Here is a 21,303-nt window from a genome sequence, read left to right as displayed (position 1 = left end):
ATTCCCCCTAACCGCCGCTTATCCCGCATTTAGCCACGAACGTTTAGCCAGCTTGCATGCCGGACCCGCATGGTTCGGTCTGGAGACTGGCATGGCGCGCAAGGGCAAGCAGGCGGAGGCGAAGGCGGACGGCGATGCCGCTGCGCAGGCCGCTGCCGATCTGCGCGCCGCCCAGCGCTTTACCCTGCTGTTGCGCGCGGGCAAGCTGGTGTCGGCTGCGGGCGAATACCTGTGTATCCTGCGCGATGCCTCGGCCAGCGGGATCAAGGCCAAGCTGTTCCACGAACTACCCGAAGCATCGCAATTCGAACTCGAACTGGGCAATGGCGATCGCTATGCGGTGGAACCCGTGTGGCAGCGCGAAGGCCATGCCGGTTTCCGGTTTGCCGAAGGGCCGATCGATGTCCATGCGCTTATGGACGAAAGCTCCCCGTTCCCCAAACGCTCGATCCGGCTCAGGCTGGAACTGCCGGTGCTGGTAACCGCCGATGGCGGGGCAAGCCGCCTTGGGCAGCTGTGCGACCTGTCGCAGCAAGGCGCGCTGGTTGAGGCCGAACCCGGGTTCGCGCTGGGCCAGCAGGTCCGGCTGGAGGCCCCCGGCCTGCCCCAGCGCCACGCGCGGGTGCGCTGGCGGCGCGGCGCGGCGCATGGGCTGGTGTTTCAGGAAGCCTTCCGGATGGATGAGCTGGCGCTGATCGTCCACCAGCTCCAGACCCGCAGCCATGCCCCCCCGCCTGCGCAAAAGGCGGTGCGCGTTAACCAGTGATTAGGCATTTTCCTTCACTTCTGCCCTGGTCAATCCAATGGGGGCAAGATGTCCGTTTCAGCTTATCCGGGGGCGCTGAATTCCGCGCCGCAGCGTGAACGCCAGGTCGATGTCGCGATTATCGGGGCGGGGCCTGCCGGGCTGACCGCCGGTTACCTGCTGACCAAGGCCGGGCTTTCCGTGGCGATCATCGAACAGGACAAGACCTATGTCGGCGGGATCAGCCGCACGGTTGAACACGAAGGCTATCGCTTCGACATCGGCGGGCACCGCTTCTTTTCCAAGAGCAAGCAGGTGGTCGATCTGTGGAACGAGATCCTGCCCGACGATTTCATCAGCCGCCCGCGGATGAGCCGGATCTATTACGAGGGCAAATTCTATTCCTACCCGCTGCGCGCGTTCGAAGCGCTGTGGAACCTGGGGATCGTGCGCTCTACGCTGTGCATGGTCAGCTTTGCCAAGGCCAAGGCGTTCCCGAACAAGCGGGTGAAAAGCTTTGAGGACTGGACCGTCAACCAGTTCGGGCAAAAGCTCTATTCGATCTTCTTCAAGACCTACACCGAAAAGGTCTGGGGCATGCCCTGTGATGAAATGAGCGCCGATTGGGCCGCGCAGCGGATCAAGGGGCTGTCGCTGTGGGGCGCGGTGATCGATGGGCTGAAGCGCAGCCTGGGGCTGAACAAGGCCCCCAATGACGGGATGCAGACCAAGACCCTGCTCGAAACCTTCCGCTATCCGCGGCTGGGGCCGGGCATGATGTGGGATGCCGCGCGTGACAAGATCCTGGCCACCGGCAAGGGCGAAGTGCTGATGGGCCATGCGCTCAAGCAGCTGGCCAGCGATGGCAATGGCGGCTGGCGCATGACTGCCAGCCACGATTCCGGCGATACGGTGGTGCGCGCGCGCCATGCGATCAGCTCGGCACCGATGCGCGAACTCGCCGCCCGGCTGCACCCGCTGCCCGATACCAGCCTGCAGGCCAAGCAATTGCGCTACCGCGATTTCCTGACTGTCGCGCTCAAGATCCGCAGTGATGATCTCTTCCCGGACAACTGGATCTACATCCACGATTCGAAAGTCCAGGTCGGGCGGATCCAGAACTTCCGGTCGTGGTCGCCCGAAATGGTGCCCGATGAAAGCGTGGCCTGCGTTGGCCTCGAATACTTCTGCTTCGAAGGTGACGGCCTGTGGTCGATGCCCGATGCCGAACTGGTCGAACTGGCCACCCGCGAACTCGCGATCCTGGGGCTGGTTTCGGCCGAACAGGTGATCGGCGGCGTCGTGGTCCGGCAGGAAAAGGCCTATCCGGTCTATGACGAGGACTATGCCCGCCACGTCGCGGCGATGCGCCACGAACTGGAAGCGGCCCATCCGACACTGCACATGGTCGGGCGCAACGGGATGCACCGCTACAACAATCAGGACCACGCGATGATGACCGCGATGCTGACGGCGGAAAATATCCTCGCCGAAGCCCGTGTCTATGACGTGTGGTGCGTCAACGAAGACGCCGAATACCACGAAGCGGGGGATGAAGGCGCCGAAGCCGCGCTGCCCACCGCGCGGCGCGAAGTGAGCGAGGATCAGGCCGCGGCGCTGGCATCGCTGCGCGAAGTGCCCGAACGGATCGCGGCGGACAAGCGCGACGCGGCCTGACGCCATGCTGCGCCGTCTCACCGAAATCGTGCTGCTGCGCTATCTGGCTGCCAGCGGGGTGGCGCTGGGGGTGGATCTGGGCTCGTTCCTGCTGCTGCTGCAGCTTGAGGTGCCACCCGCCCCTGCGGCGGCGGCTGGTTATTCGCTGGGGATCGTCGCGCACTGGCTGCTCTCCAGCCGCGCCGTATTTACCCAGGGGGTCGCTGACCGCGGGCCCGAACGGACCCGGCAAAAGGCACTGTTCGTGATGTCCGCACTGTTCGGACTGGCGCTGACCACCGGGATCGTCGGCACGGGCACGTCGCTTGGCATCGATCCGCGCCTGGCCAAGCTGGCCGCGATCGCGGTGTCGTTCACCGCCACCTGGTTGCTGCGCGAAAAGCTGATCTTCCGCGCCCCGGACCCGGCGGCGTGAGCTTTATCGAACGCCGCAGGCCCGGCTTTACCGCAGACCTGATGCTGCGCGTCGCTCTGGTCTGGCTGATCATTTGCGCGATTTTCGTGGCGACCAAATGGGCGGCGATCCGGGGTATGGTGCTGCCCGATCCGGACGATACGCTGCGCATGGTCCAGGTCCGCGATCTGATTGCCGGGCAGGGCTGGTGGGATCTTCACCAATACCGGGTCGCTCCGCCGCAGGGCATGCTGATGCACTGGTCGCGGCTGGTCGATGCCCCGCTCTGGGCGCTGCAACTGGCCTTGCGTCCGCTCTTGGGACCGGCCCTGGCCGAACAGACTGCGATGGTCGTGGTGCCCTTGCTCACGCTGGGCGCGGCCATGCTGCTGGCGGCCCGGCTGGCCTGGCGCGTGGCCGATATGCAGCTGATCTATTACACTGCGGTGCTGCTCGCGCTGTCCTCGCCGGTCACGGCGCAGGTCCAGCCGCTCAGGATTGACCATCACGGCTGGCAGATCGTCGCCGTGCTGGCCGCGATGAACGCCCTGACCGCGCGGACCAGCCGCAAGGCCGGCTGGCTTGCAGGCCTCGCGCTCGCGCTGGGGCTGACCATCAGCCTTGAACTGCTGCCGATCGCCGCGCTGTTCGCCGCCGTGCTGGTGCTGCGCGCGCTCTATGATCCGGCTGAGCGCATGGCCCCGGCCGCGTTCTTGCAGGCGCTCGCCCTGGCCGGGCTTGGCGCGTTCTTGCTGACTCATGGGCTGACCGATCTGGCCCAGCACTGCGATGCCGTCTCGCCCGGCTGGCTGGGCGCGCTGGTGGTTGCGGCCATGGGCACGTCCGCGATTGCCGCGCTGCCGCGCGTGCCGCGCTTCGGACTGCTGCTGGCCTATGGCGGGGTCGGAGCGCTCAGCCTTGCCATGTTGCTGGCGCTGGCTCCCGAATGTGCGCGCGGACCCTTCGCCGCGCTCGATCCGCTGGTCCGGACCTTTTGGTACAGCAATGTCTTTGAAGGCATGCCGATCTGGTATCAGAAAAGCCATTCGATGGTGCAGATGCTGTTCCCGCCGCTGCTGGGCCTGTGGGCCGCGCTGCGGCTGCGCGGGCAGAGCGCGGGGTGGATGCGGCGCTTCTGGGGTGAATATGCCCTGATCCTGGCCGGGCTGATCGTGCTGTCGGTCATGGTGGCCCGCTCCGCCGCTTTTGCGGGCGCGGTCGGCGTGGTTCCGCTGGCCTGGCAGGTGCGCGAATGGCATCGCCGGGTGCATCGCTTCAAAAGCCCGCTGGGCCGGATCGGCGGTGTGCTGGGGCTGGCCATGCTGGTCATGCCGGGGGTGCCCTTGCTGGCCCTGAACAAGCTGACCGCGCCCAAGCCCGCGCCGCTGGTCGATCTGGGCGCGCAGCAGATCTGCGATCTGCCCGCCGCCGCCCCGGCGCTCGCCCGTCTGCCCGCAGGCACGGTCTTTACCCAGATCGATCTCGGCCCGCAGCTGCTGGCCTTTACCGCGCACCGCGTGGTCGCCACCGCACACCACCGCGCGCCCGCCGCGATGCACGATCTGATCGCCGCCTCGATTCAGAGCGCCGATCAGGCGCGCCCGCTGCTGGCCCGGTATGACGCGCGCTATGTACTGGTCTGTCCGGGGCTGATCGAAGTGGGCAATTATCGCCGCAACGCTCCGCAAGGTTTCGTGCCGCAACTGGCGGAAGGAAAAGCCCCGGTGTGGCTGAAGCCGCTACCCTTGCCCAAGGAAAGCGGACTCATGCTGTGGGAAGTCACCCGGCCCTGAACAACAGTGCATCGCCGTTCATGCAGTACCGTTTCCCGGTCGGCCTGGGCCCGTCGCTGAACACGTGGCCGAGGTGCCCGCCGCAGCGGGTGCAGTGCACTTCGGTGCGGGGATAGCCCACTTCGTAATCGGTCGAGGTGGCAATCGCGCCGGGCAGCGGCGCCCAGAAACTGGGCCAGCCGGTGCCGCTGTCATATTTGGTGGCGGAACTGTACAGCGGCTGGCCATCGGCGGCGCAGACGAACACCCCCTTGCGGTGTTCCTTGAGCAAGGGGGATGTGCCGGGCACTTCGGTGCCCTTTCGCCGCAGGATGTAATACTGTTCGCGCGTCAGCCGCTGTTTCCATTCGGCATCGCTGAACTGCACCGGCCAGGCCCTGGCCTCGGCCGGGGTGCAGGCGGAAATGGCGGGCAGCGCCGCCGAAGCGGCCAGCCAGCGCAGCAGTGCCCGGCGCGGCAGGTTAGCGGATTGGTCCATGCTGGTTCTCCCGGTCATCCATCGCGCATTCGCTTGCTACCGGGCAGAAGTTACACCGGCCGCGTCAAAACTTCGAGAGGGTCACTTCCATCAGGGTGTGCCCGTGGACGAAATTGTTGCGGGTGCGTTCGACCCGGCCGGTCACATTGACCCGCATCCGCCGCGCGTGAAGCTCTTCCATCAGGACCCGCAGCTGCAGTTCGGCCAGCCGCGCGCCAACGCAGCGGTGGATGCCATAGCCGAAAGCGACATGCCGCCGCGCGTTCTCGCGGGTCAGGTCAAGCTTGTCGGCATTGGCGAACACGGCTTCATCGCGGTTGCCCGAAATGTACCACAGCGCCACTTTGTCTCCGGCCTTGACTGCATGGCCAAACAGGTCGGTATCCTGCGTCGCTGTGCGGCGCATATGGGCCAGCGGGGTGACATAGCGGATGCATTCCTGCACGCCGTTGGTGATCACCGAAGGATCGCTTTCAAACAGCGCGCGCTGGTCGGGGAAGCTGTGCAGCGCGTGGACGATGCCCGACATGGTGTTGCGGGTGGTGTCATTCCCGCCCACGATCAGCAGGATCAGGTTGCCCATGAATTCCTGCGGGCTCATGTGGTTCATCGCGTCCGAATGGATCATCATCGAGATCAGGTCACGACCCGGGGCCTGGCCCATCCGTTCCATCCAGATCGTCTTGAAATACTGCGCCATTTCACCAAACACCGACCAGCGCAGATCGTGCAGTTCGCGGGCAAAGGCCAGTTCGGTGTGCCCGGCCCAGTCCGACCAATAGGTCAGCAGACGGCGATCTTCCCACGGAAAGCCGAACAGGATCGCGAGCATGCCGGTAGTCAGCTCGATCGAAACCTTGTCCACCCAGTCAAATTGTTCGTCCCACGGCAGGCTATCCAGCACGCTTGCGGTGCGCATGCGGATTTCCGCTTCCATCTTGGCGACTTCGCTGGGGGTGAAGCCTTCGGATACGGTGCGGCGCTGGCCGGTGTGTTCGGGCCGGTCCATCGCGATGAACATCGGCAGGCGGCGTTCGGCCAGCTGTTCAGGCGTGATGTCCTTGGGCGGATCGCCAATCGTGATCCCGCCGCGTTCCCACGAACTGGAATAGATCTCGGGCAGCGATTCGACATGCTGGATCGCCTCGACGTTGATCACGTTCCACATCGCGCCATAGGGCGTTCCCTCGGCCCGGTGGACCGGGGCCTTGGCGCGCATTTCGGCAAATATCGGGCCCCAGGTGTCTTCGCGGTAGATCAGCGGATTGGACACGTCCCAGCGCTGGTTGTGCACCGGCAGTTCGTGGCCGTGCTCCTTCATCCACCCGGCAAAAGCTTCCTCAGCCGATGGCGAACGGCGATAGGTGAAGGGCGCATCGGTGGAAACCGGCTGGGTGGCCATGGGCATAATCCTCTCTGACACATCCGGGCGGGATGCGTTGCCTTTGCGAACTTATCTGCTCTAACTTACTCAATTGTCAATAGTGGTTGGTCGGCAGATCCGCTCGGTTTACCGCGCAAACGCGCGCTTCAGCAAGCCGCCTTTGGACCCGCCCTGCGCCGGGCCACTCTTCATCACGCGGCGGCGGAACAGCGTGGCCCCGGCGCGTACGAACAGTGCAACGCACAGCGCCTGCCAGCCCAGCGCCAGACCGTGGGTCCACAATTCCGGCTGCTGCGCCGCGCGGGCCAGCATGGTGAAGGGTGAGCTGAACGGCACAATCGCCGCCGCCAGCTCGATCGCACTGCCCGGCTGGGCCATGGCAAAGCTGGCAAAGAAGAAGTTCAGCAGCTGCAGCATGGTCACTGGCATCGACAGGGTCTGCACTTCACGCACGGTGCTGGCCATGGCCCCGATCGCCAGGAACAGCGATCCCAGCAGCAGATAGCCCATCGAGAAATACAGCACCCCCAGCCCCAGGAACGCCGGCCAGCCGACCGCCGGGGCCGGATAGTCTGCCAGCGAGTGTCCCGATGACAGCCACACCGCACCCCCGGCCAGCCCCCAGACAGTGATCCCGACCCAGCTGACCGCCAGCATCGCGAACAATTTGCCCAGGAATACCGCGTCCATCGGGATCGCGGCGGCCAGAATTTCGATGATCTTGTTGCCCTTTTCCTCGACCAGGTTGGACAGCACCATCCCCGCCAGCAGCATGGTCAGCAGGAACAGCACGGTCTGGCCAAGCTGCGCGGTGACCAGCCGACTGCGGGTTTCATCGGCCGTGGTCTTGGTGGTGATCGGGCTCAGCGCCACATCCGGAAAGCGGCTTGGCTTTTCCGCGATGGCCTCGGCCGCGATCAGTCCGACCGGGCCCTGCCAGCGCGCGATCTGCTCTTGCGGGCCGGTCAGTATCGGGGCCGCAGGCGTGCCGGTGACCACGGCGGCCAGGTTGAGCCGCTTGTCCGACAGCGCGGCGCGGGCATCAAAGGCCTCACTTTCGCGCCCATTGCCCAGGCTGACCAGTGTCGGCAGGTTGCTCAGCTGCGGTGCCAGCCGCTGATAGGCGGCGGTCATCGCGGCCACATCTTTGGCTGACATCGCCACGCCCAGTTCGGGCCGTCCGGCGTGATCCTGCACACGTTGCCCGATCCCGCCGGCCAGCCCGCCGACCAGCAAGGGGAACAGCGGCCCCAGCAGGAAGAAGAAGAAACTGCGCGAAAACAGGATCGCGGTGAAATCGCGCCGCGCGATCACCATCGCGGCCTGCAAGGTGGAAAGGCGTCCGGTCATTGGCTGCGCTCCTCTTCGCCGCCAAGTTCCAGCGCACGCGCTGCGGCTTCACCAGCGATCGCGACAAAGGCATCGTGCAGCCCGGCGCGTTCGATCGACAGCGAAAGGATCCCCGCCTCGCCCTCGATCAGGGCACGCAGCAAGGGTTCGATCCCGGTTTCGGGCAGCGAGAAATACCAGAAGCTGCCCTCGTGCCGCGCGTCCTGTGGCAGGGCAGCGCGCCAGGCCCCGTCCTGCGCGCGGGTTTCCAGCCGCACTTGCGGGCGAATCCGGTCGCGCGCCACGTCAACCGGCCCGGCGAAGGGCACTTTGCCTCCGGCGATGATCGCCACTTCGTCGCACAGCCGTTCGGCATGGGCGATCACGTGGGTCGAAAAGATCACCGTGGTGCCCTTTTCCGCTAGTCCCCGGATCATCTTTTCCAGCTTGCCCTGATTAAGCGCGTCGAGGCCGGAAAACGGCTCGTCAAACACCACCAGCCGGGGATCGTGGACCAAGGTGCCCAGCAATTGCACTTGCTGCGCCATGCCTTTGGACAATTGCCGGATCTGCCGGTCAATCGCATAGCCCAGGCCATGCGCTTCCAGCAGTTCCTTGCCCTTGCGGCGCCCTTCATTCAGCGGCAGCCCGCGCAGCGCGCCCATGAAGGCAATCGCCTCATAGGCTTTCATCGAGGGATAGAGCCCGCGTTCCTCGGGCAGATAGCCGATGGTGTGGGCCACTTCGTGCGGGCGGTCATGCCCCAGAATGCGGCGCAGGCCCGAATCCGGGTCGATGATCCCCAGCAGCATCCGCAGCGTGGTGGTCTTGCCCGCGCCGTTGGGGCCAAGAATGCCATAGATCGAACCTTCGGGGACAGACAGGTCCACGCCGTCCACGGCCGTGAAGCCATCGAACCGCTTGATCAGCCCGCGCGCCTCGATCGCCAGCGGACGCTCCGCCGATCCCTGCACCGGCCCATCCTGCACCGACGTTGCCGCGCTGCTCCCCATCTGCCATTCCCTTGGTTTCATGGACCGGCGCGATAATGGGCCAGCGATGAAGAAGGGCAACAGGAAGTTTGGTTAACGCGGGCGAAATTGCAACGCTGCGGCAGGATCTTGCGGTGGAAGCGGCGCGGCTGGGCTTTGCCGCGTGCGGGATTGCGGGGGCGAGGGAAGACCCGGCGCGCGCCGTGCGGCTGGAACAGTGGCTCGATGCAGACAGGCACGGGCAGATGCAGTGGATGGCAGACCGGCTGCACCACCGCCGCAGCCCGCAGGGGCTTTGGCCCGAAGCGCAGAGCGTGATCGCACTGGGCATGTCCTATGCCCCCGCCGCCGATCCGCTCGCGCTGGAAGGCCATCCCGACCGCGCCCGGATCTCGGTCTATGCCCAGGGCCGCGACTATCACGATGTGGTCAAGAAAGCCCTGAAAGCGCTGGCCCGCTGGCTGGTGGCAGAGGCCGCGCGGCGCGGGCTGGGCGAGATCGGGGTCAAGGTGTTCGTCGATACCGCTCCGGTGATGGAAAAGCCGCTGGGGCAGGCCGCCGGGCTGGGCTGGCAGGGCAAGCACACCAATCTTGTCAGCCAGGATCACGGCTCATGGCTGTTCCTCGGGGCGATCTATACCACGCTGGCTTTCGCACCCGATCCGCCGGGGCGGGACCGCTGCGGTTCGTGCGATGCGTGCCAGCGCACCTGCCCGACCGCTGCCTTCCCCGCGCCCTACCAGCTCGATGCGCGGCGCTGCATTTCCTACCTGACGATCGAGCACAAAGGTCCGGTGCCGCTCGAATTCCGCGCCGCGCTGGGTAACCGGATCTATGGCTGCGATGATTGTCTGGCAGTTTGCCCGTGGAACAAGTTCGCCCAGGCTGCGCAGACCCAGCAAGCCCTGCTCCCCCGCGCCGAACTGACCGCGCCACGCCTGGCCGAATTGCTGACGCTGGATGACACCGGCTTTCGCGCGCTGTTCTCGGGCAGTCCGATCAAGCGGGTGGGCCGCGGCCGGTTCGTGCGCAATTGCCTCTACGCGGCGGGCAACAGCGGGGACGCTGCACTGCTCGCGCCGGTCCGCGCGCTGCTCGGCGATCCGGACGAGGCTGTGGCCGATGCCGCGAAGTGGGCGGAAATGCGGCTAAGTTCCTAACCCGTCCACCGCCGCCGCGCCCCAAGCGCCCCGGCCTGCCCCAGCGCCAGGATCAGCGCCAGCGGCTGCGGCTGGCCGAACAGAAAGCCCTGCACCGCGTTGCAACCCAGCTCGCGCGCCAGCGCCAACTGGCTTTCGCTTTCCACCCCCTCGGCCAGCACCGGCACGCCCAGCGATTGCCCGATCGAAATGATCGCCGCGACCAGCGAGCGCGAGGCGCGGTGGGTGACGAAATCATGGATGAAGCAGCGGTCGATCTTGATCTTGTCGACCGGATAGACGCTGACCGTATCGAGCGAGCTATAGCCGACCCCGAAATCGTCGATCGCGATTCGCACCCCCAGTGCGCGCAGCTGGGCCAGCACCGCCAGCGCGCGGTCACGGTTGGCGGCGAGCGCGGTTTCGGTAATCTCCAGCTCCAGCCGCGCCGGGGCCAGTCCGCTGGTGGCCAGTGCTGCGCGCACGCGCCGCGGCAGCGCAGGATCGGCCAGTTGCACGGCCGATACGTTGACCGCCATCGACAGCAGCGGCGGCAGCTGCATCGCGGCGTGACACGCCTCGTTCAGCACCCAGTTGCCCAGGTCGTGGATCAATCCGGTTTCCTCGGCCAGCGGCACGAATTCGGCTGGGCCAATCGCGCCCAGCTGCGGGTGGGTCCAGCGCAGCAGCGCTTCATAGCCCAGCAGCGTCCCATCAACATGGTGCTGCGGCTGATAGAACACGCTAAGCTCGCCGCGGGTGCCCGCGCCGGCCAGTTCATCGACCAATGCCCCGCGCCGCCGCGCGCGCTCGTCCATTTCGGGATCATAGCGCAGCCGCTTGCGCGCCCGCCCGGCCTTGGCGCGGTACATTGCCAGGTCGGCATTGTTGATCAGCTGCTCGCGCCGGGTGGTGTCTTCGGGCCAGAGCGAATAGCCGATGCTGACTTGCGGGCGGATCGTTGCGCCGTGGCTGTCGATCGGCGCACACAGCGCGGCCTCGATCCGGCTCAGGAATGCTTCAAGCTCGTCTGCGCCGCCGTCCAGCCGCTTGAATGCGGCGAATTCGTCCCCGCCGAACCGTGCCAGCCCCTCGCCGCTGCGCAGCACTGCCTGAACGCTGCTGGCCGCGCCGCGCAGCACGGCATCACCGGCTTCGTGCCCGAACCGGTCATTGATATGTTTGAACCGGTCAATGTCGATCATCACCGCCGCCACTCGCCCGCCCCGGGCCTGCGCTGCGGCGATCTCGGCATCGATCTGGACCGCGAATTGCAACCGGTTGGGCAGCCCGGTCAGTCCGTCGTGCTGGGCCAGATAGGCATTGTAGCGGTTCTCAGCCAGCAAGGTGCGGCGTTCGGCCAGCCGTGCGCGGACCCGCTCAAGCGCCAGACCCATCGGGGCAAAGCGCCGCCCCGGCAGCGGCGCGCAGGGCTGGTCCAGCTCATCGCGCGCCAGCCGTTCCAGCGCCTGCTCCAGTGCGTGCAGCGGCGCCGCTATCAGCCCCTGCCAGATCAGCCGCGCCCAGCCGGGCACAGCCAGCGCCAGCATGGCCACCCCGGCCCAGCGGCCCGCGCCTTGCCCCGGCGCCATTGCCACCACGGCGAGCCCGCCCAGCGTCAGCGCTGCGCAGGCCAGCCCCCCGGCCAGGCTGCTGCCCCGCCCCGCATTGCTCTGCCCGCGCCGCACTTTCATCCCTCGTTCGTCCCTCTGCCCCGCCCGGCATACCAGCCTGCCGCCCGCCGCGAAAGGATCACTCCCAACGATCAAAGATTGACTGCCCGCCCCCCGCAAGCTAGGCGACCGCCCGCTACCACGCCAACGGCATGCCGCTTTAGCTCAGTCGGTAGAGCACATCATTCGTAATGATGGGGTCACAGGTTCGAATCCTGTAAGCGGCACCACCACTTTCCCGCCAGCTCCCGCCAGAACCTGAAATTCGCTCCATCCGGGCGCGAAGGGGCTTGCCTTGCTGGGGGTGGGGCGGCCAATTGGGTGGATCGGGCCAGAGGAGTGGATGATGGGCGAGCAGGTGATCACGGTGGAAAGCCGGGGCGCGGTAGAGGTGGTCAGCCTGAACCGGGGGGACCGGCTCAATGCGATGAATGAGCCGCTGATCCAGGCCTTGCTCGACTATTTCACTGGCCTGCAAGCCCGGCACGATGTGCGCGTGGTGGTGCTGCGGGCCGAGGGGCGGGCGTTTTGCGCCGGGCTCGATCTGGCGGGCTGGAACTATGATCCGGACGGCGGGATGATCCACCAGTCGTGGCGGACCCAGCGGATGATCGCGGCGGTGATGCAGGCGATGCGGCGCTGCCCGCAGCCGGTGATCGCCTGCGCCCAGGGCCCGGCCTGCGGCGGCGGCTTCTCGCTGCTGCTGGCCAGCGACGTGCGCTATGGCGCGCCGGACCTGCGGATGAACGCGGCCTATATCAAGATCGGCCTGGGCGGCTGCGACATGGGGGCGAGCTATTTCCTGCCACGGCTGGTGGGCTCTTCCGTGGCCAGCGAATACTTGCTGACCGGCAAGTTCATGACTGCGGACAAGGCGCTGGCTTGCGGGCTGATCAGCGAAGTGGTGCCGCATGAGGATCTGCTGGGCAAAGCGCTGGCCTTGGCGGACGAAATGCTGCTGACTTCGCCTATGGGCCTGCGGCTGACCAAGGACGCGCTCAATCTCAACATTGATGCGGCTTCGATGGAGCACGCCTTTGGACTGGAGGACCGCCAGCAGATCATGCTTGGCCAGACGGCGGATTCGGCCGAGGCGCGCCGCGCCTTCTTCGAAAAGCGCCCCCCCAACTGGGAGAATCGCTGAGATGCCGGAACTGGTGCAATTCGAACGGCAGGGCGGCATAGCCACGCTGACGCTCAACCGGCCGGACAAACGCAATGCGCTCAATCTGGCGCTGTGGGGCGAACTGGAAGCGCATCTGGCGGCGATCGAGGCCCTGGGTGAGGCGATTGGCGTGGTCGTGCTGCGCGCCAATGGCCCGGTGTTCTGCGCGGGCAATGACCTGAAGGAGCGCGGACTTGCGGCACCGCGCGCGCATTACCAGTCATCGATCGTCAAGCGGCTGGCGGACCTGCCGCAGCCAGTGATCGTTGCAGTGCAGGGCGGGTGCTTTACCGGCGGGCTGGAACTCGCGCTGGCGGGGGACATTATCCTGGCCGGGGAAAGCGCCGCCTTCGCCGATACCCACGGCAAATTCGCGCTGGTCCCGATCTGGGGGATGAGCCAGCGCCTGCCGCGCCGGGTTGGCCAATGGAAGGCGCGCGAAATGAGCTTTACCGGCCTGCCGGTGAGCGGCGCGGAAGCCGCACGGATCGGGCTGGCCAATGTGTGCGTGCTCGATGCCGAACTGGCGGAGCGGACCACGGCCATGGCCGAGGCGATCGCCGGGCAGAGCCGCCATTCGGTGCTGGCCTACAAGGCGCTGTACCGCGCGCAGGCCGACCTGCCGCTGGAAGCTGGCCTCGCCTGGGAGATCGCCAACAGCGCCGGGGTGGGGCCAGATTTCGCCGCGCGGGTGGCGGGGCAGTTCGGGTGACACGGGCCGGACAAAGGTGACAGATCGGGAAACTGTGTCACCCTGATTTATCGCTATCTGACAGGATGTTACGCCGAAAAGGGTGACAGATTTGCACTTTTCAGCGGCTTTGTTTCAACAGGCCGCGGGAAGGGGGGATTCAGACTGTCAAAGAGCGCAGGGTCCCCCGCTGGAAAGCCCGGCGTGCAGTGTGACAAAGTGCGGCGATGTAGGAAAATGGTTTTTCGGGAGCGGGAGCCTTGCCCATCCCGGCGCGGTTCACGCCGGAATGGTTGTCTGCATCGAGGGACGCCGGGCAAAGGCCGCGAACCATTCGGAGAGTTGTGGCGCACCCGCTCGCCAAGTGACATGCGCGGCGGCGCGCAGGTCCAGATAGGCAAGTGCGCAAGCGATGGCGATCTGGCCCATATCGACCGGATCGCCCGACCAGTCGCATTCCTGTTCCAGCGCATCCACCGTGCGCCGGATTGTCGCGCCCCAGCGGTTGATCCATTGCGGCGAGCGTTCATTTTCCGGCCGCCGGTTTTCCTCGATCGCAAGGCTGAGCGTGGTGTCCATCAGCCCGTCGGCCAGCGCATGGCGGCGCTGCACGGTCCAGCGGGCGGGGCCAGCTGGCGGGATCAGCGCCGGGGCAAGGCCCAGTCCGTCCAGATATTCGCAGATCACCGGACTGTCATAGAGCACGCTGCCATCGGACAGCAGCAAGGCCGGAACCTTGCTCAGCGGATTGGCGGCTAGCAGTTGCGGCGGCAGATCGAACGGACTGACCGTAACCAGTTCGATCCCGCCCAGCTGCCGCTCGGCCATGACCACTCGCACCTTGCGTGCAAACGGGGATGTCGGGGAATAGAACAGCTTCATCGCGACACCTTTCACAGCTGGCCGAACAGTTGCAGCGCCAGCACGGTCAGGCAGGCAAAGCCGCCCAGGAACAAGCCGGTCCGCACGAATGGCACCCCCGCCGTGTAAACCGCATAGTGCCCGACCCTGAAACCGAAATAGGCCATTGCCATGGTGCCGGTCAGCGGCGTTTCCAGCCCGAGCAGGTGGATCAGGATCGCCAGCGGCGCGAACAAGGCCAGATTCTCGATGGCATTGTAATGCGCGCGCTTGGCCCGCTGGGCCCAGGCGGAACCATGGGCGATCACCCCGTCCGGATCACGCAGCGCCTGGATCGGGCCATGGTGCAGCAGCAGTTCAGCGATGTAGGGCACCCACAGTACGCCGGTAAAGGCGATTGTCAGGGCCAACCAGAACAGCATAGGCGATTGTTGAAACAGCATGGATAATCTCCTTTGCCTGGTTCATAGGTTTTCGGGTTAAATTGCGAAAGTACGCAGAAATATCGCATATAGTACCTGATTTGATACTAATGGAGAAAACCGATGCGAAAACAGCGTCACGCCGCCGATCGTGTGATCGAATGTCCGATGGAAGCGACGCTGGATCTGATTGGCGGCAAGTGGAAAGGCGTGATTCTGTTCCGCCTGCTTGAAGGAACCAAGCGCTTTGGCGAACTGCGCCGCTTGCTGTGCAAGATCACCCAGCGGTCGTTGACCCAGCAACTGCGCGAGCTGGAGGCAGACGGACTGGTGGCGCGCCGCGTCTATGCCGAAGTGCCGCCGCGCGTGGAATACAGCCTGACGCCGCGCGGGGTCACGCTGGCGCCGGTGCTGCAGGCGCTGATGCAATGGGGCAGCGACCACGCCTTGCCCGGCGCGGACTGATTTGTGCTCTACCCGTGCCGGTAAACCGCGCGTTCGTGGCTGAACGCCTTGAACCCGAAATAGCCGTGATAGCTGCCGGTGCCGCTGTGGTTGACCCCGCCGAACGGCAGCTGGTTTTCAAGGTAGTGCGAGAATACGCCGTTGACTGTGACCCCGCCCGATGAAGTGCGTTGCAGCACGCGTTCGACGGTGTCTTCGTTGTCGCTGTAGATGTACAGCGCCAGCGGCTTGTCGCGCGCTGCGATGTAGCCGATCACCTGTTCGAGGCTGTCATAGGTCATCACCGGCAGCACCGGGGCAAAGATCTCTTCCTGCAGGATTTTCATCTGCGGGGTGACATTGGTCAGCATGGTGGGATGGACGGTCAGGTCATCTGCTTCGAGCACGCCGCCCGCCGCCACACTCGCGCCCTGGGCTACGGCATCGTCGAACAGGCCTTTGACCCGGTCAAAGTTGGGACGGTTGACGATCTGGGCGATGGCCGCCTTGTTGATCGCGCCCTGCTCGCCATAGAGGTTCTTGGCGACATTGGCCTTGAAGCCGGCCACCAGCCGGTCCTGATCGGCCGGCGGCACGAACACGTAATCGGGGCAGATGCAGGCCTGGCCGCCGTTGAACTGTTTGGCATTCGCCAGATCGGCGGCGATCTTGTCGATATCCGCGCCGTGGTCGATGATCACCGGGCTTTTGCCGCCCAGCTCCAATGTGACACTGGCGAGATGCCTGGCCGCCGCCGCCATCACGATCTTGCCCACCCGGGTGCTGCCGGTGAAGAAGATGTGGTGGAACGGCAGGTCGAGCAGCGCAGTGGCGACGCTGACATCGCCTTCGAACAGCGCGACCTCGCTTTCGTCAAACGCCTCGCGGATGATGCTGGCGGCGACGCGGGCGGTGGCGGGGCACAGGTCGGTCAGCTTGACCATGCAGCAATTGCCCGCCGCCACCGCCGCGGCGACTGGGCCAAGCGTAAGGCCGAGCGGAAAGTTCCACGGTCCCAGGATCAGGCACACGCCGCGCGCTTCGTACCGGATCTCTGCGCGGTCAGCAGGGTTGAGCGAGGGAGTAACCTCGGTCGGGGTCATCCAGGCATCGAGATTGTCGATATTGCGCTGGATGTTGCCGGTGACGTTGAGCACTTCGGTCACCCGGATTTCGCCTTCGGGCTTGCGGGTATCTTCCAGCACGGCGGCGATGATTGCATCCGTGTGGCTTTCCACCGCCGCCTTGAGCCGGGCGAGCTTGGCCTTGCGCTCGGCCGCGCTGCTCGCCTTGACTTCCCACTGGTGGGCCTGTTGCAGCGCGAATACGCGGGCCAGTTCAGCGGGGGCGGCGTTGGGGGTATCGGTCATGCGCTATGGTCCTGCCTGTGTGTGCCGCCGGTGATGCGGCAGCTCGCAGGCAGGAATTGTCGCATGTGGGGCTTGCGGTCAATTGGTAAGTGATACTGACAAATCGAATCGCTGCGGCTCGCGCAAGATCCGTATCAGACAAGCTCAGCATGAGCGGTTTTTTGAAGTTGGAGTTCAAATCGTCCGCGCGCCGCGCTAGCCGTTTTGGGTGCGTCCGCGTTCCATTACCGCCAGCCGCCGCGCCTCGACTTCGCCCTTGTCGACCTGGGCATTGGCGGCCGAGCTGTGAGCGTGTTCGCGGGCCATGCCTTCGCCGAACGGCAGCGCAAAGCCTTCGTCGATCAGCGCCTTGTAGGCCTGGACCATCCGCGGATCGGCGCTGGCCATGTCCTGGGCGAGCTGTTTGCAGGTGGGCAGCAACTGGTCGGCCGGTACCACGCGGTTGAGCAGGCCCCAGGCGCAAGCGGTCTGGGCATCAAGGAAATTGCCCGAGAGTGACAGTTCCTTGGCGCGGCTGATCCCGATCAGGCGCGACAGCTTTTGCGACAGCCCCCAGCCCGGCATGATCCCGACGCGGGCGTGGGTATCGGCAAATCGCGCATTGTCTGACCCGATCAGCACGTCACAAGCCAGCGCCACTTCGAACCCGCCGGTGATCGCCACCCCGTTGATCGCCCCGATCACCGGCTTCTGGCACAGCTCGATCGCCTTGACCGGATTGGCCAGCGCATCCTCGGCATTGGCCGCGCCCAGCCCTTCGGCGCCCAGTTCCTTAAGGTCGAGCCCGGCGGTAAAGGCCCGCGTTCCCGCCCCGGTCAGCACCACGGCGCGCACGTCCGGATCGGCATTCACCTGCTCCATCGCCGCCGCCAGTTCGGCCCGCAGGCCGCGTGACAGGGCGTTCATCGCCTCGGGCCGGTTCATGGTGACCACGGCAACCGGACCGTCGCGTTCGATCGTTACGAGCATTGTCTTGTCCTCATTCGAAAGGAATGTTCTCGGTAATGGTGGCCCACTGTCGGCCATCATGGCCAAACAAGATCCGCGTGCCACCCGCCCGCGCTTTGGCCAGGCGTTCGAACGTCAGCATGCCCTGTTCGATGTCGGCCGTGGCGCGGGGCAGGACCATCACATCAAGGTTGCGCTCGGTATAGCAGCAGTCGCCTGCCAGCAGCACATCGCCTTTGGCCAGCTTGACGATCACGCTCTGGTGGCCGTGGGTGTGGCCCCAGGTCGGGACGATCCGCACGGCTCCATCGCCGAACAGGTCATGCTCGCCATCGATCAGCTTGATCGGCTGGCCAGTGTCATAGTCCTGCGCCTCGTACAGCCCTGGCTCCTGCGTCGCCTGCGCGGTTTCCCATTCGCGGCGCTGCAGGATCACGCGGGCATTGGGGAGCAAGGCGTTGCCGCCGCAATGATCGATGTGGAGGTGCGAATTGACGATCCAGTCGATGCTGGCGGGATCGACTTCGATTGCTTTCAGCCGGGTGGCAATGTCCATCCCTTCGAACCATTGCAGCCCGAACTTGTTGGCGGGCAGGGCATCGGCCAGTTCGCGGCGATAGCGCAGACCCATGCCGGTATCGAACAGCACGCGGCCTTTGGGGTGCTGGATCAGATAACTGGGCACCGGCCCGCGCAGGTAATCGCCTTCATCCCCTTCAACGAAATAGCCCGGGCGGCACTGGAACCACCCGCAGTTGAAAGCATAGAGCGTGACCCCCTCGGTCATTTCCCGCCCTTGCGCAGCACTTCCAGCCCTTTGGCGAAGTGGCCGGACAGGAACGTGCCCGCCGCCAGAAAGCCCAGCCCGGCCGCCATCGCCCCGTGCGGCACATTCTGGCTGTCAAAGTGCCGTACGATCCACAGCCCCGCCAGCAGATTGCCCGCGCCCCACAGAAAGTTCTGCACCGGCGAGGCCAGCTTTGTTCCGCCCGGCGGGGTCCAGGGCGTGAAGAACCGCTGGCCCAGCAGGCCTGCAACCACATGCGGAATGCCGTTGCACAGCAGCATCCCCGCCAGCAGCAGGGCGAGATAGCTCATGGCCGCAGCCGCACCGTGCTGCTCTGCCCGTCATCGATCCGGATCACCGCGCCGGTCACGCATTCGCTGGCGGGCGCGACCAGATAGAGCAGGGTCGAATCCATCTGTTCGGGCACCGGAATGCGTTGCCGCGCGACATGCGGGGCGGGGTTGCCGCCCATCCGTTCGAACATGCCGTCGGTCATTTCGGAAACGAACATGCCCGGCGCGATGGCGTTGACGTTGATGCCATAGGCCGCCCATTCCACGCTCAGCGCCTCGGTCATCCGGGCAATCGCGGTCTTGGTCACGGCATAGAGCGCCGCGCCGCCGCCGTCATAGCGGAAATGCGCGACCGAGCTGATGTTGACGATCCGCCCCGGCAGCTTGGCCGCGATCAGCCGGCGCGCCACTTCGCAGGCCAGGATCCACGGCCCGCGCAGGTTGACCCCCAGCACCTGATCGATCAGTTCGGTGCTCATCTTGTGGGCGCGCTGGGCATCGGGCATCCCGGCGTTGTTGATCAGGATGTCGATCGTGCCGAACCGCGCCTCGCCCGCAGCAACGGCGGCGATGAGCGATGCAGCATCGGTCGCGTCCATCCGCACCGCCAGTGCCTCGCCGCCCGCCGCTTCGATCTCGGCAGCGAGGGCTTCCAGCCGGTCGATCCGCCGCGCAGTCAGCACCACTTTGGCCCCCGCCGCCGCGAGCACGCGGGCGAAGCGTGCGCCAAGGCCAGAGCTCGCCCCGGTGACCAGTGCGACGCGGCCGGTCAGGTCGCTGGAATTGTAGGGCAGGGGATAGTCGGTCATGCTGGTGTCTCCATTTGCTCCGCCGCCTCGACCACGTCGCGCAGACGGTCTTTACCGAACCACATGTCTTCACCCAGGAAGAAAGTGGGAATGCCAAACACGCCTCTGGCCACGGCGGCTTCGGTATTGGCCACCAGCTTGCCCTTGATTTCCGGATCAGCGGCCAGTTCGCCCAATTGCCCGGCGGGCAGTCCGGCGCCAGTCAGCACCCGTTCCCACACGTCGGGCAGGTCAAGCTTGAGCCCCTGCTCCCACATGCCCGCAAACATCGCCTCGTTATAGGCCCGCGCGCAGCCCAGCGTTTCGGCAGCCACCGCGCCGCGCATCATCAGCAGGGTGTTGACCGGAAAATGCGGGTTCATCACGAATTTGTCGATGCCATGTGCAGCCATGAAGCGCTGCATTTCCAGCCGGTCATAGGCCACTTTCGCGCCGATATGGCCATAGCTTTGCATCGGGCTCTGGTTGCCGATCGCCTTGAACACCCCGCCCAGCAGCACCGGCTGATAGCGGAAGCTGACCGTGCCCTTCGCTGCAATTGCGGGCAGGGCGCGGTGGACGAAATAGGCGTTGGGGCTGCCGAAATCGAACAGGAAGGCAATCTCGCGCGGCATTACCATTTCTCCCCGTACGGCCGGATTTCCTGCTCGAACGTCCAGGCGGCCTTTGGCTGGTTGTAAAGCGCGAGGTAGGCATCGGCCACTGCCTCGGGCGGCATCAGCAGGTCGTCCGGGATCTCTGCCCCGCCGCTGCGCTCGGCAATCCGTTCGCGCACCCAGGCAGTATCGACCCCCGCATCGATCACCAGATGGGCAACATGCAGCCCCTGTGGCCATAGTTCCCGCGCAGCGCTTTGCGCCACGGCGCGCAGCCCTGCCTTGGCTGCGGCAAAGGCGGCATAGCCAGGATTGCCGCGCAGGCCCGCCGTGGCTCCGGTCACAAAGATCTTGCCTTCGCCCCGCGCGCCCATGATCCGCGCCGCCTCGCGCACAGTCACGAACCCGGCGAAACAGGCCATTTCCCAGACCTTGCGGAACACCCGGTCAGTGGTTTCGCGCAAGGGGAACTGCACGTTCGCGCCGACGTTGAACACCACCAGCGCCAGCGGAGCGATTCCCTCAGCCTCGGCCAGAAATGCCGCAACATCTTCCGGCTCGCGCGCGTCGAGCGAGCGTCCGGTAACATGGCCGCCCAGCAAAGGGGCCAGCTTTTCGCCGTTGCGGCGGCCGGCGTGGACCGCGAAGCCTTCTGCCGCAAACCGGCGCACAATCGCCGCACCGATATAGTCACCCGCGCCAATCACGGCGACCGAACCGCGCACCGTGCTCACTTGCGGTCCTGCGCGATCACCGCCACGGTGAAGCGCGAAATGCACACCAGCTTGCCCGCCTCGTCCTCGATCCGGATCGACCAGACGTGGGTAGTGCGGCCCAGCGCTTCGGGCCGGGCCGTGGCATAGACCCAGCCGGAATAGGCCGGGCGGATGTGGTTGGCGTTGATTTCCATGCCGACGGCAACGTGCTTGTCCCGGTCGATGCACCAGCTCGCCGCCATCGACCCGATCGTTTCCGCCAGCGCGACCGAGGCTCCGCCGTGCAGCCGTCCGAACGGTTGGTGCGTGCGTTCATCCACCGGCATTCGCGCCTTGATCCAGTTCGGCCCGCAATCAACGAATTCGATGCCAAGGCGTTCGGGCAGGGCTTTGGTGCCCAGCCGGGTCAGCAGTTCAAGCTCGGGCAGCTCGCCGCCCCACCAGATCATCTCGTTGCTCATCGCAACTTGATAGGCAGGGTGGAGGGCGGGTGTAAATAGCCCAGAAATCCTCTCCCTCTGGGGGAGGTGCCGAGCGGGGCGAGGCGGAGGGGGCTTGCGGCGCGCGGCGCTCCCCCTCCGACCCGGCTACGCCGGG

At 65.7% G+C, this 21,303-nt stretch carries 23 protein-coding genes and 1 tRNA gene; 9 read left to right on the top strand and 15 right to left on the bottom strand.

What is annotated here, in order from left to right; genetic code table 11:
• The first annotated feature begins 91 nt into the window (after positions 1-91).
• Genes MNBBLIKP_RS11300 through MNBBLIKP_RS11285 form a run of 4 tightly spaced genes read left to right on the top strand, consistent with a single transcriptional unit; the run spans position 92 to position 4,609 of the window.
• Positions 92-766: a PilZ domain-containing protein gene (locus tag MNBBLIKP_RS11300; RefSeq protein WP_176399747.1), complete on the top strand. Its 675-nt coding sequence runs from the start codon at positions 92-94 to the stop codon at positions 764-766.
• A 48-nt stretch (positions 767-814) separates the two neighbouring features.
• Positions 815-2,422, top strand: coding sequence for an NAD(P)/FAD-dependent oxidoreductase (locus MNBBLIKP_RS11295; RefSeq protein ID WP_088310361.1), 1,608 nt, complete (start codon positions 815-817; stop codon positions 2,420-2,422).
• Between the two features lie 4 nt (positions 2,423-2,426).
• A complete protein-coding gene (locus MNBBLIKP_RS11290) occupies positions 2,427-2,837 on the top strand; it encodes a GtrA family protein (RefSeq protein ID WP_088310360.1) in 411 nt (136 codons plus the stop codon).
• Positions 2,834-4,609, top strand: coding sequence for a hypothetical protein (locus MNBBLIKP_RS11285; protein ID WP_088310359.1), 1,776 nt, complete (start codon positions 2,834-2,836; stop codon positions 4,607-4,609). Before MNBBLIKP_RS11290 ends, MNBBLIKP_RS11285 begins: the two co-directional genes overlap by 4 nt.
• On the opposite strand, the gene msrB is transcribed toward MNBBLIKP_RS11285, so the two are convergent.
• The 4 genes from msrB to MNBBLIKP_RS11265 form a co-directional block, all read right to left on the bottom strand.
• Positions 4,596-5,087, bottom strand: coding sequence for a peptide-methionine (R)-S-oxide reductase MsrB (gene msrB, locus MNBBLIKP_RS11280; RefSeq protein ID WP_088310358.1), 492 nt, complete (start codon positions 5,085-5,087; stop codon positions 4,596-4,598). The genes MNBBLIKP_RS11285 and msrB overlap by 14 nt on opposite strands.
• 64 nt (positions 5,088-5,151) lie before the next feature.
• Positions 5,152-6,489 (bottom strand): cytochrome P450, encoded by a 1,338-nt coding sequence (locus MNBBLIKP_RS11275; protein ID WP_088310357.1) that lies wholly within the window; start codon positions 6,487-6,489, stop codon positions 5,152-5,154.
• Between the two features lie 108 nt (positions 6,490-6,597).
• Entirely contained in the window at positions 6,598-7,821 is a 1,224-nt protein-coding gene (locus MNBBLIKP_RS11270) for an ABC transporter permease (protein WP_088310356.1), read from the bottom strand.
• Positions 7,818-8,813 carry an ABC transporter ATP-binding protein gene (locus MNBBLIKP_RS11265; RefSeq protein WP_088310355.1) on the bottom strand — a complete coding sequence of 332 codons (996 nt, stop codon included), beginning with the start codon at positions 8,811-8,813 and terminating at the stop codon, positions 7,818-7,820. Before MNBBLIKP_RS11265 ends, MNBBLIKP_RS11270 begins: the two co-directional genes overlap by 4 nt.
• 68 nt (positions 8,814-8,881) lie before the next feature.
• On the opposite strand from MNBBLIKP_RS11265, the gene queG reads away from it, so the two are divergent.
• Positions 8,882-9,952: a tRNA epoxyqueuosine(34) reductase QueG gene (gene queG, locus MNBBLIKP_RS11260; RefSeq protein ID WP_254913013.1), complete on the top strand. Its 1,071-nt coding sequence runs from the start codon at positions 8,882-8,884 to the stop codon at positions 9,950-9,952.
• On the opposite strand, the gene MNBBLIKP_RS11255 is transcribed toward queG, so the two are convergent.
• A complete protein-coding gene (locus tag MNBBLIKP_RS11255) occupies positions 9,949-11,625 on the bottom strand; it encodes a putative bifunctional diguanylate cyclase/phosphodiesterase (protein WP_088310354.1) in 1,677 nt (558 codons plus the stop codon). The genes queG and MNBBLIKP_RS11255 overlap by 4 nt on opposite strands.
• 133 nt (positions 11,626-11,758) lie before the next feature.
• On the opposite strand from MNBBLIKP_RS11255, the gene MNBBLIKP_RS11250 reads away from it, so the two are divergent.
• From MNBBLIKP_RS11250 to MNBBLIKP_RS11240, 3 genes are all read left to right on the top strand, one after another.
• A tRNA-Thr gene (locus tag MNBBLIKP_RS11250) sits at positions 11,759-11,834 on the top strand.
• 74 nt (positions 11,835-11,908) lie between these two features.
• Positions 11,909-12,748, top strand: a complete 840-nt coding sequence (locus tag MNBBLIKP_RS11245; protein WP_254913012.1) for an enoyl-CoA hydratase/isomerase family protein — start codon at positions 11,909-11,911, stop codon at positions 12,746-12,748.
• 1 nt (position 12,749) lies between these two features.
• On the top strand, positions 12,750-13,481 hold the full coding sequence (locus MNBBLIKP_RS11240; protein WP_088310352.1) for an enoyl-CoA hydratase/isomerase family protein: 732 nt from the start codon (positions 12,750-12,752) through the stop codon (positions 13,479-13,481).
• 258 nt (positions 13,482-13,739) lie between these two features.
• On the opposite strand, the gene MNBBLIKP_RS11235 is transcribed toward MNBBLIKP_RS11240, so the two are convergent.
• Positions 13,740-14,342 (bottom strand): glutathione S-transferase N-terminal domain-containing protein, encoded by a 603-nt coding sequence (locus tag MNBBLIKP_RS11235; protein ID WP_088310351.1) that lies wholly within the window; start codon positions 14,340-14,342, stop codon positions 13,740-13,742.
• An 11-nt stretch (positions 14,343-14,353) separates the two neighbouring features.
• Entirely contained in the window at positions 14,354-14,764 is a 411-nt protein-coding gene (locus MNBBLIKP_RS11230; RefSeq protein ID WP_088310350.1) for an MAPEG family protein, read from the bottom strand.
• 102 nt (positions 14,765-14,866) lie between these two features.
• Here MNBBLIKP_RS11230 and MNBBLIKP_RS11225 point away from each other — a divergent pair, with 102 nt between their 5' ends.
• Positions 14,867-15,208: a winged helix-turn-helix transcriptional regulator gene (locus MNBBLIKP_RS11225; protein WP_088310349.1), complete on the top strand. Its 342-nt coding sequence runs from the start codon at positions 14,867-14,869 to the stop codon at positions 15,206-15,208.
• 8 nt (positions 15,209-15,216) lie between these two features.
• Here MNBBLIKP_RS11225 and MNBBLIKP_RS11220 read toward each other — a convergent pair whose 3' ends face one another.
• The 8 genes from MNBBLIKP_RS11220 to MNBBLIKP_RS11185 form a co-directional block, all read right to left on the bottom strand.
• Complete coding sequence (locus tag MNBBLIKP_RS11220; RefSeq protein ID WP_088310348.1) at positions 15,217-16,557, bottom strand: aldehyde dehydrogenase family protein; 1,341 nt, start codon at positions 16,555-16,557, stop codon at positions 15,217-15,219.
• Between the two features lie 195 nt (positions 16,558-16,752).
• Entirely contained in the window at positions 16,753-17,526 is a 774-nt protein-coding gene (locus MNBBLIKP_RS11215) for an enoyl-CoA hydratase (protein WP_088310347.1), read from the bottom strand.
• Between the two features lie 10 nt (positions 17,527-17,536).
• Entirely contained in the window at positions 17,537-18,292 is a 756-nt protein-coding gene (locus MNBBLIKP_RS11210) for an N-acyl homoserine lactonase family protein (protein WP_088310346.1), read from the bottom strand.
• Positions 18,289-18,603 (bottom strand): hypothetical protein, encoded by a 315-nt coding sequence (locus MNBBLIKP_RS11205; RefSeq protein ID WP_088310345.1) that lies wholly within the window; start codon positions 18,601-18,603, stop codon positions 18,289-18,291. Before MNBBLIKP_RS11205 ends, MNBBLIKP_RS11210 begins: the two co-directional genes overlap by 4 nt.
• Entirely contained in the window at positions 18,600-19,394 is a 795-nt protein-coding gene (locus MNBBLIKP_RS11200; protein WP_088310344.1) for an SDR family NAD(P)-dependent oxidoreductase, read from the bottom strand. The genes MNBBLIKP_RS11205 and MNBBLIKP_RS11200 overlap by 4 nt, the downstream gene beginning before the upstream one ends.
• The gene (locus tag MNBBLIKP_RS11195; protein ID WP_088310343.1) at positions 19,391-20,008 is read right to left on the bottom strand and encodes a 2-hydroxychromene-2-carboxylate isomerase; all 618 of its coding nucleotides are present in this window, start codon (positions 20,006-20,008) and stop codon (positions 19,391-19,393) included. The genes MNBBLIKP_RS11200 and MNBBLIKP_RS11195 overlap by 4 nt, the downstream gene beginning before the upstream one ends.
• Complete coding sequence (locus tag MNBBLIKP_RS11190; protein ID WP_088310342.1) at positions 20,008-20,724, bottom strand: SDR family NAD(P)-dependent oxidoreductase; 717 nt, start codon at positions 20,722-20,724, stop codon at positions 20,008-20,010. Before MNBBLIKP_RS11190 ends, MNBBLIKP_RS11195 begins: the two co-directional genes overlap by 1 nt.
• Complete coding sequence (locus MNBBLIKP_RS11185; protein ID WP_254913011.1) at positions 20,721-21,167, bottom strand: hotdog fold thioesterase; 447 nt, start codon at positions 21,165-21,167, stop codon at positions 20,721-20,723. The genes MNBBLIKP_RS11190 and MNBBLIKP_RS11185 overlap by 4 nt, the downstream gene beginning before the upstream one ends.
• Positions 21,168-21,303 lie beyond the last annotated feature (136 nt).

Source organism: Novosphingobium sp. B 225, assembly GCF_002198665.1.
Classification (GTDB): domain Bacteria; phylum Pseudomonadota; class Alphaproteobacteria; order Sphingomonadales; family Sphingomonadaceae; genus Novosphingobium.
The sequence above is the reverse complement of the archived record's forward strand: the minus strand, read 5'-3'. Positions and strand labels throughout refer to the sequence as shown.

Coding starts and splice junctions, on each gene's coding strand:
- MNBBLIKP_RS11300 (WP_176399747.1), top strand. CDS start 92: ATGGCGCGCAAGGGCAAGCAGGCGGAGGCGAAGGCGGACGGCGATGCC.
- MNBBLIKP_RS11295 (WP_088310361.1), top strand. CDS start 815: ATGTCCGTTTCAGCTTATCCGGGGGCGCTGAATTCCGCGCCGCAGCGT.
- MNBBLIKP_RS11290 (WP_088310360.1), top strand. CDS start 2,427: ATGCTGCGCCGTCTCACCGAAATCGTGCTGCTGCGCTATCTGGCTGCC.
- msrB (WP_088310358.1), bottom strand. CDS start 5,087: ATGGACCAATCCGCTAACCTGCCGCGCCGGGCACTGCTGCGCTGGCTG.
- MNBBLIKP_RS11275 (WP_088310357.1), bottom strand. CDS start 6,489: ATGGCCACCCAGCCGGTTTCCACCGATGCGCCCTTCACCTATCGCCGT.
- MNBBLIKP_RS11270 (WP_088310356.1), bottom strand. CDS start 7,821: ATGACCGGACGCCTTTCCACCTTGCAGGCCGCGATGGTGATCGCGCGG.
- MNBBLIKP_RS11265 (WP_088310355.1), bottom strand. CDS start 8,813: ATGGGGAGCAGCGCGGCAACGTCGGTGCAGGATGGGCCGGTGCAGGGA.
- MNBBLIKP_RS11255 (WP_088310354.1), bottom strand. CDS start 11,625: ATGAAAGTGCGGCGCGGGCAGAGCAATGCGGGGCGGGGCAGCAGCCTG.
- MNBBLIKP_RS11240 (WP_088310352.1), top strand. CDS start 12,750: ATGCCGGAACTGGTGCAATTCGAACGGCAGGGCGGCATAGCCACGCTG.
- MNBBLIKP_RS11235 (WP_088310351.1), bottom strand. CDS start 14,342: ATGAAGCTGTTCTATTCCCCGACATCCCCGTTTGCACGCAAGGTGCGA.
- MNBBLIKP_RS11230 (WP_088310350.1), bottom strand. CDS start 14,764: ATGCTGTTTCAACAATCGCCTATGCTGTTCTGGTTGGCCCTGACAATC.
- MNBBLIKP_RS11225 (WP_088310349.1), top strand. CDS start 14,867: ATGCGAAAACAGCGTCACGCCGCCGATCGTGTGATCGAATGTCCGATG.
- MNBBLIKP_RS11220 (WP_088310348.1), bottom strand. CDS start 16,557: ATGACCGATACCCCCAACGCCGCCCCCGCTGAACTGGCCCGCGTATTC.
- MNBBLIKP_RS11215 (WP_088310347.1), bottom strand. CDS start 17,526: ATGCTCGTAACGATCGAACGCGACGGTCCGGTTGCCGTGGTCACCATG.
- MNBBLIKP_RS11210 (WP_088310346.1), bottom strand. CDS start 18,292: ATGACCGAGGGGGTCACGCTCTATGCTTTCAACTGCGGGTGGTTCCAG.
- MNBBLIKP_RS11205 (WP_088310345.1), bottom strand. CDS start 18,603: ATGAGCTATCTCGCCCTGCTGCTGGCGGGGATGCTGCTGTGCAACGGC.
- MNBBLIKP_RS11200 (WP_088310344.1), bottom strand. CDS start 19,394: ATGACCGACTATCCCCTGCCCTACAATTCCAGCGACCTGACCGGCCGC.
- MNBBLIKP_RS11195 (WP_088310343.1), bottom strand. CDS start 20,008: ATGCCGCGCGAGATTGCCTTCCTGTTCGATTTCGGCAGCCCCAACGCC.
- MNBBLIKP_RS11185 (WP_254913011.1), bottom strand. CDS start 21,167: ATGAGCAACGAGATGATCTGGTGGGGCGGCGAGCTGCCCGAGCTTGAA.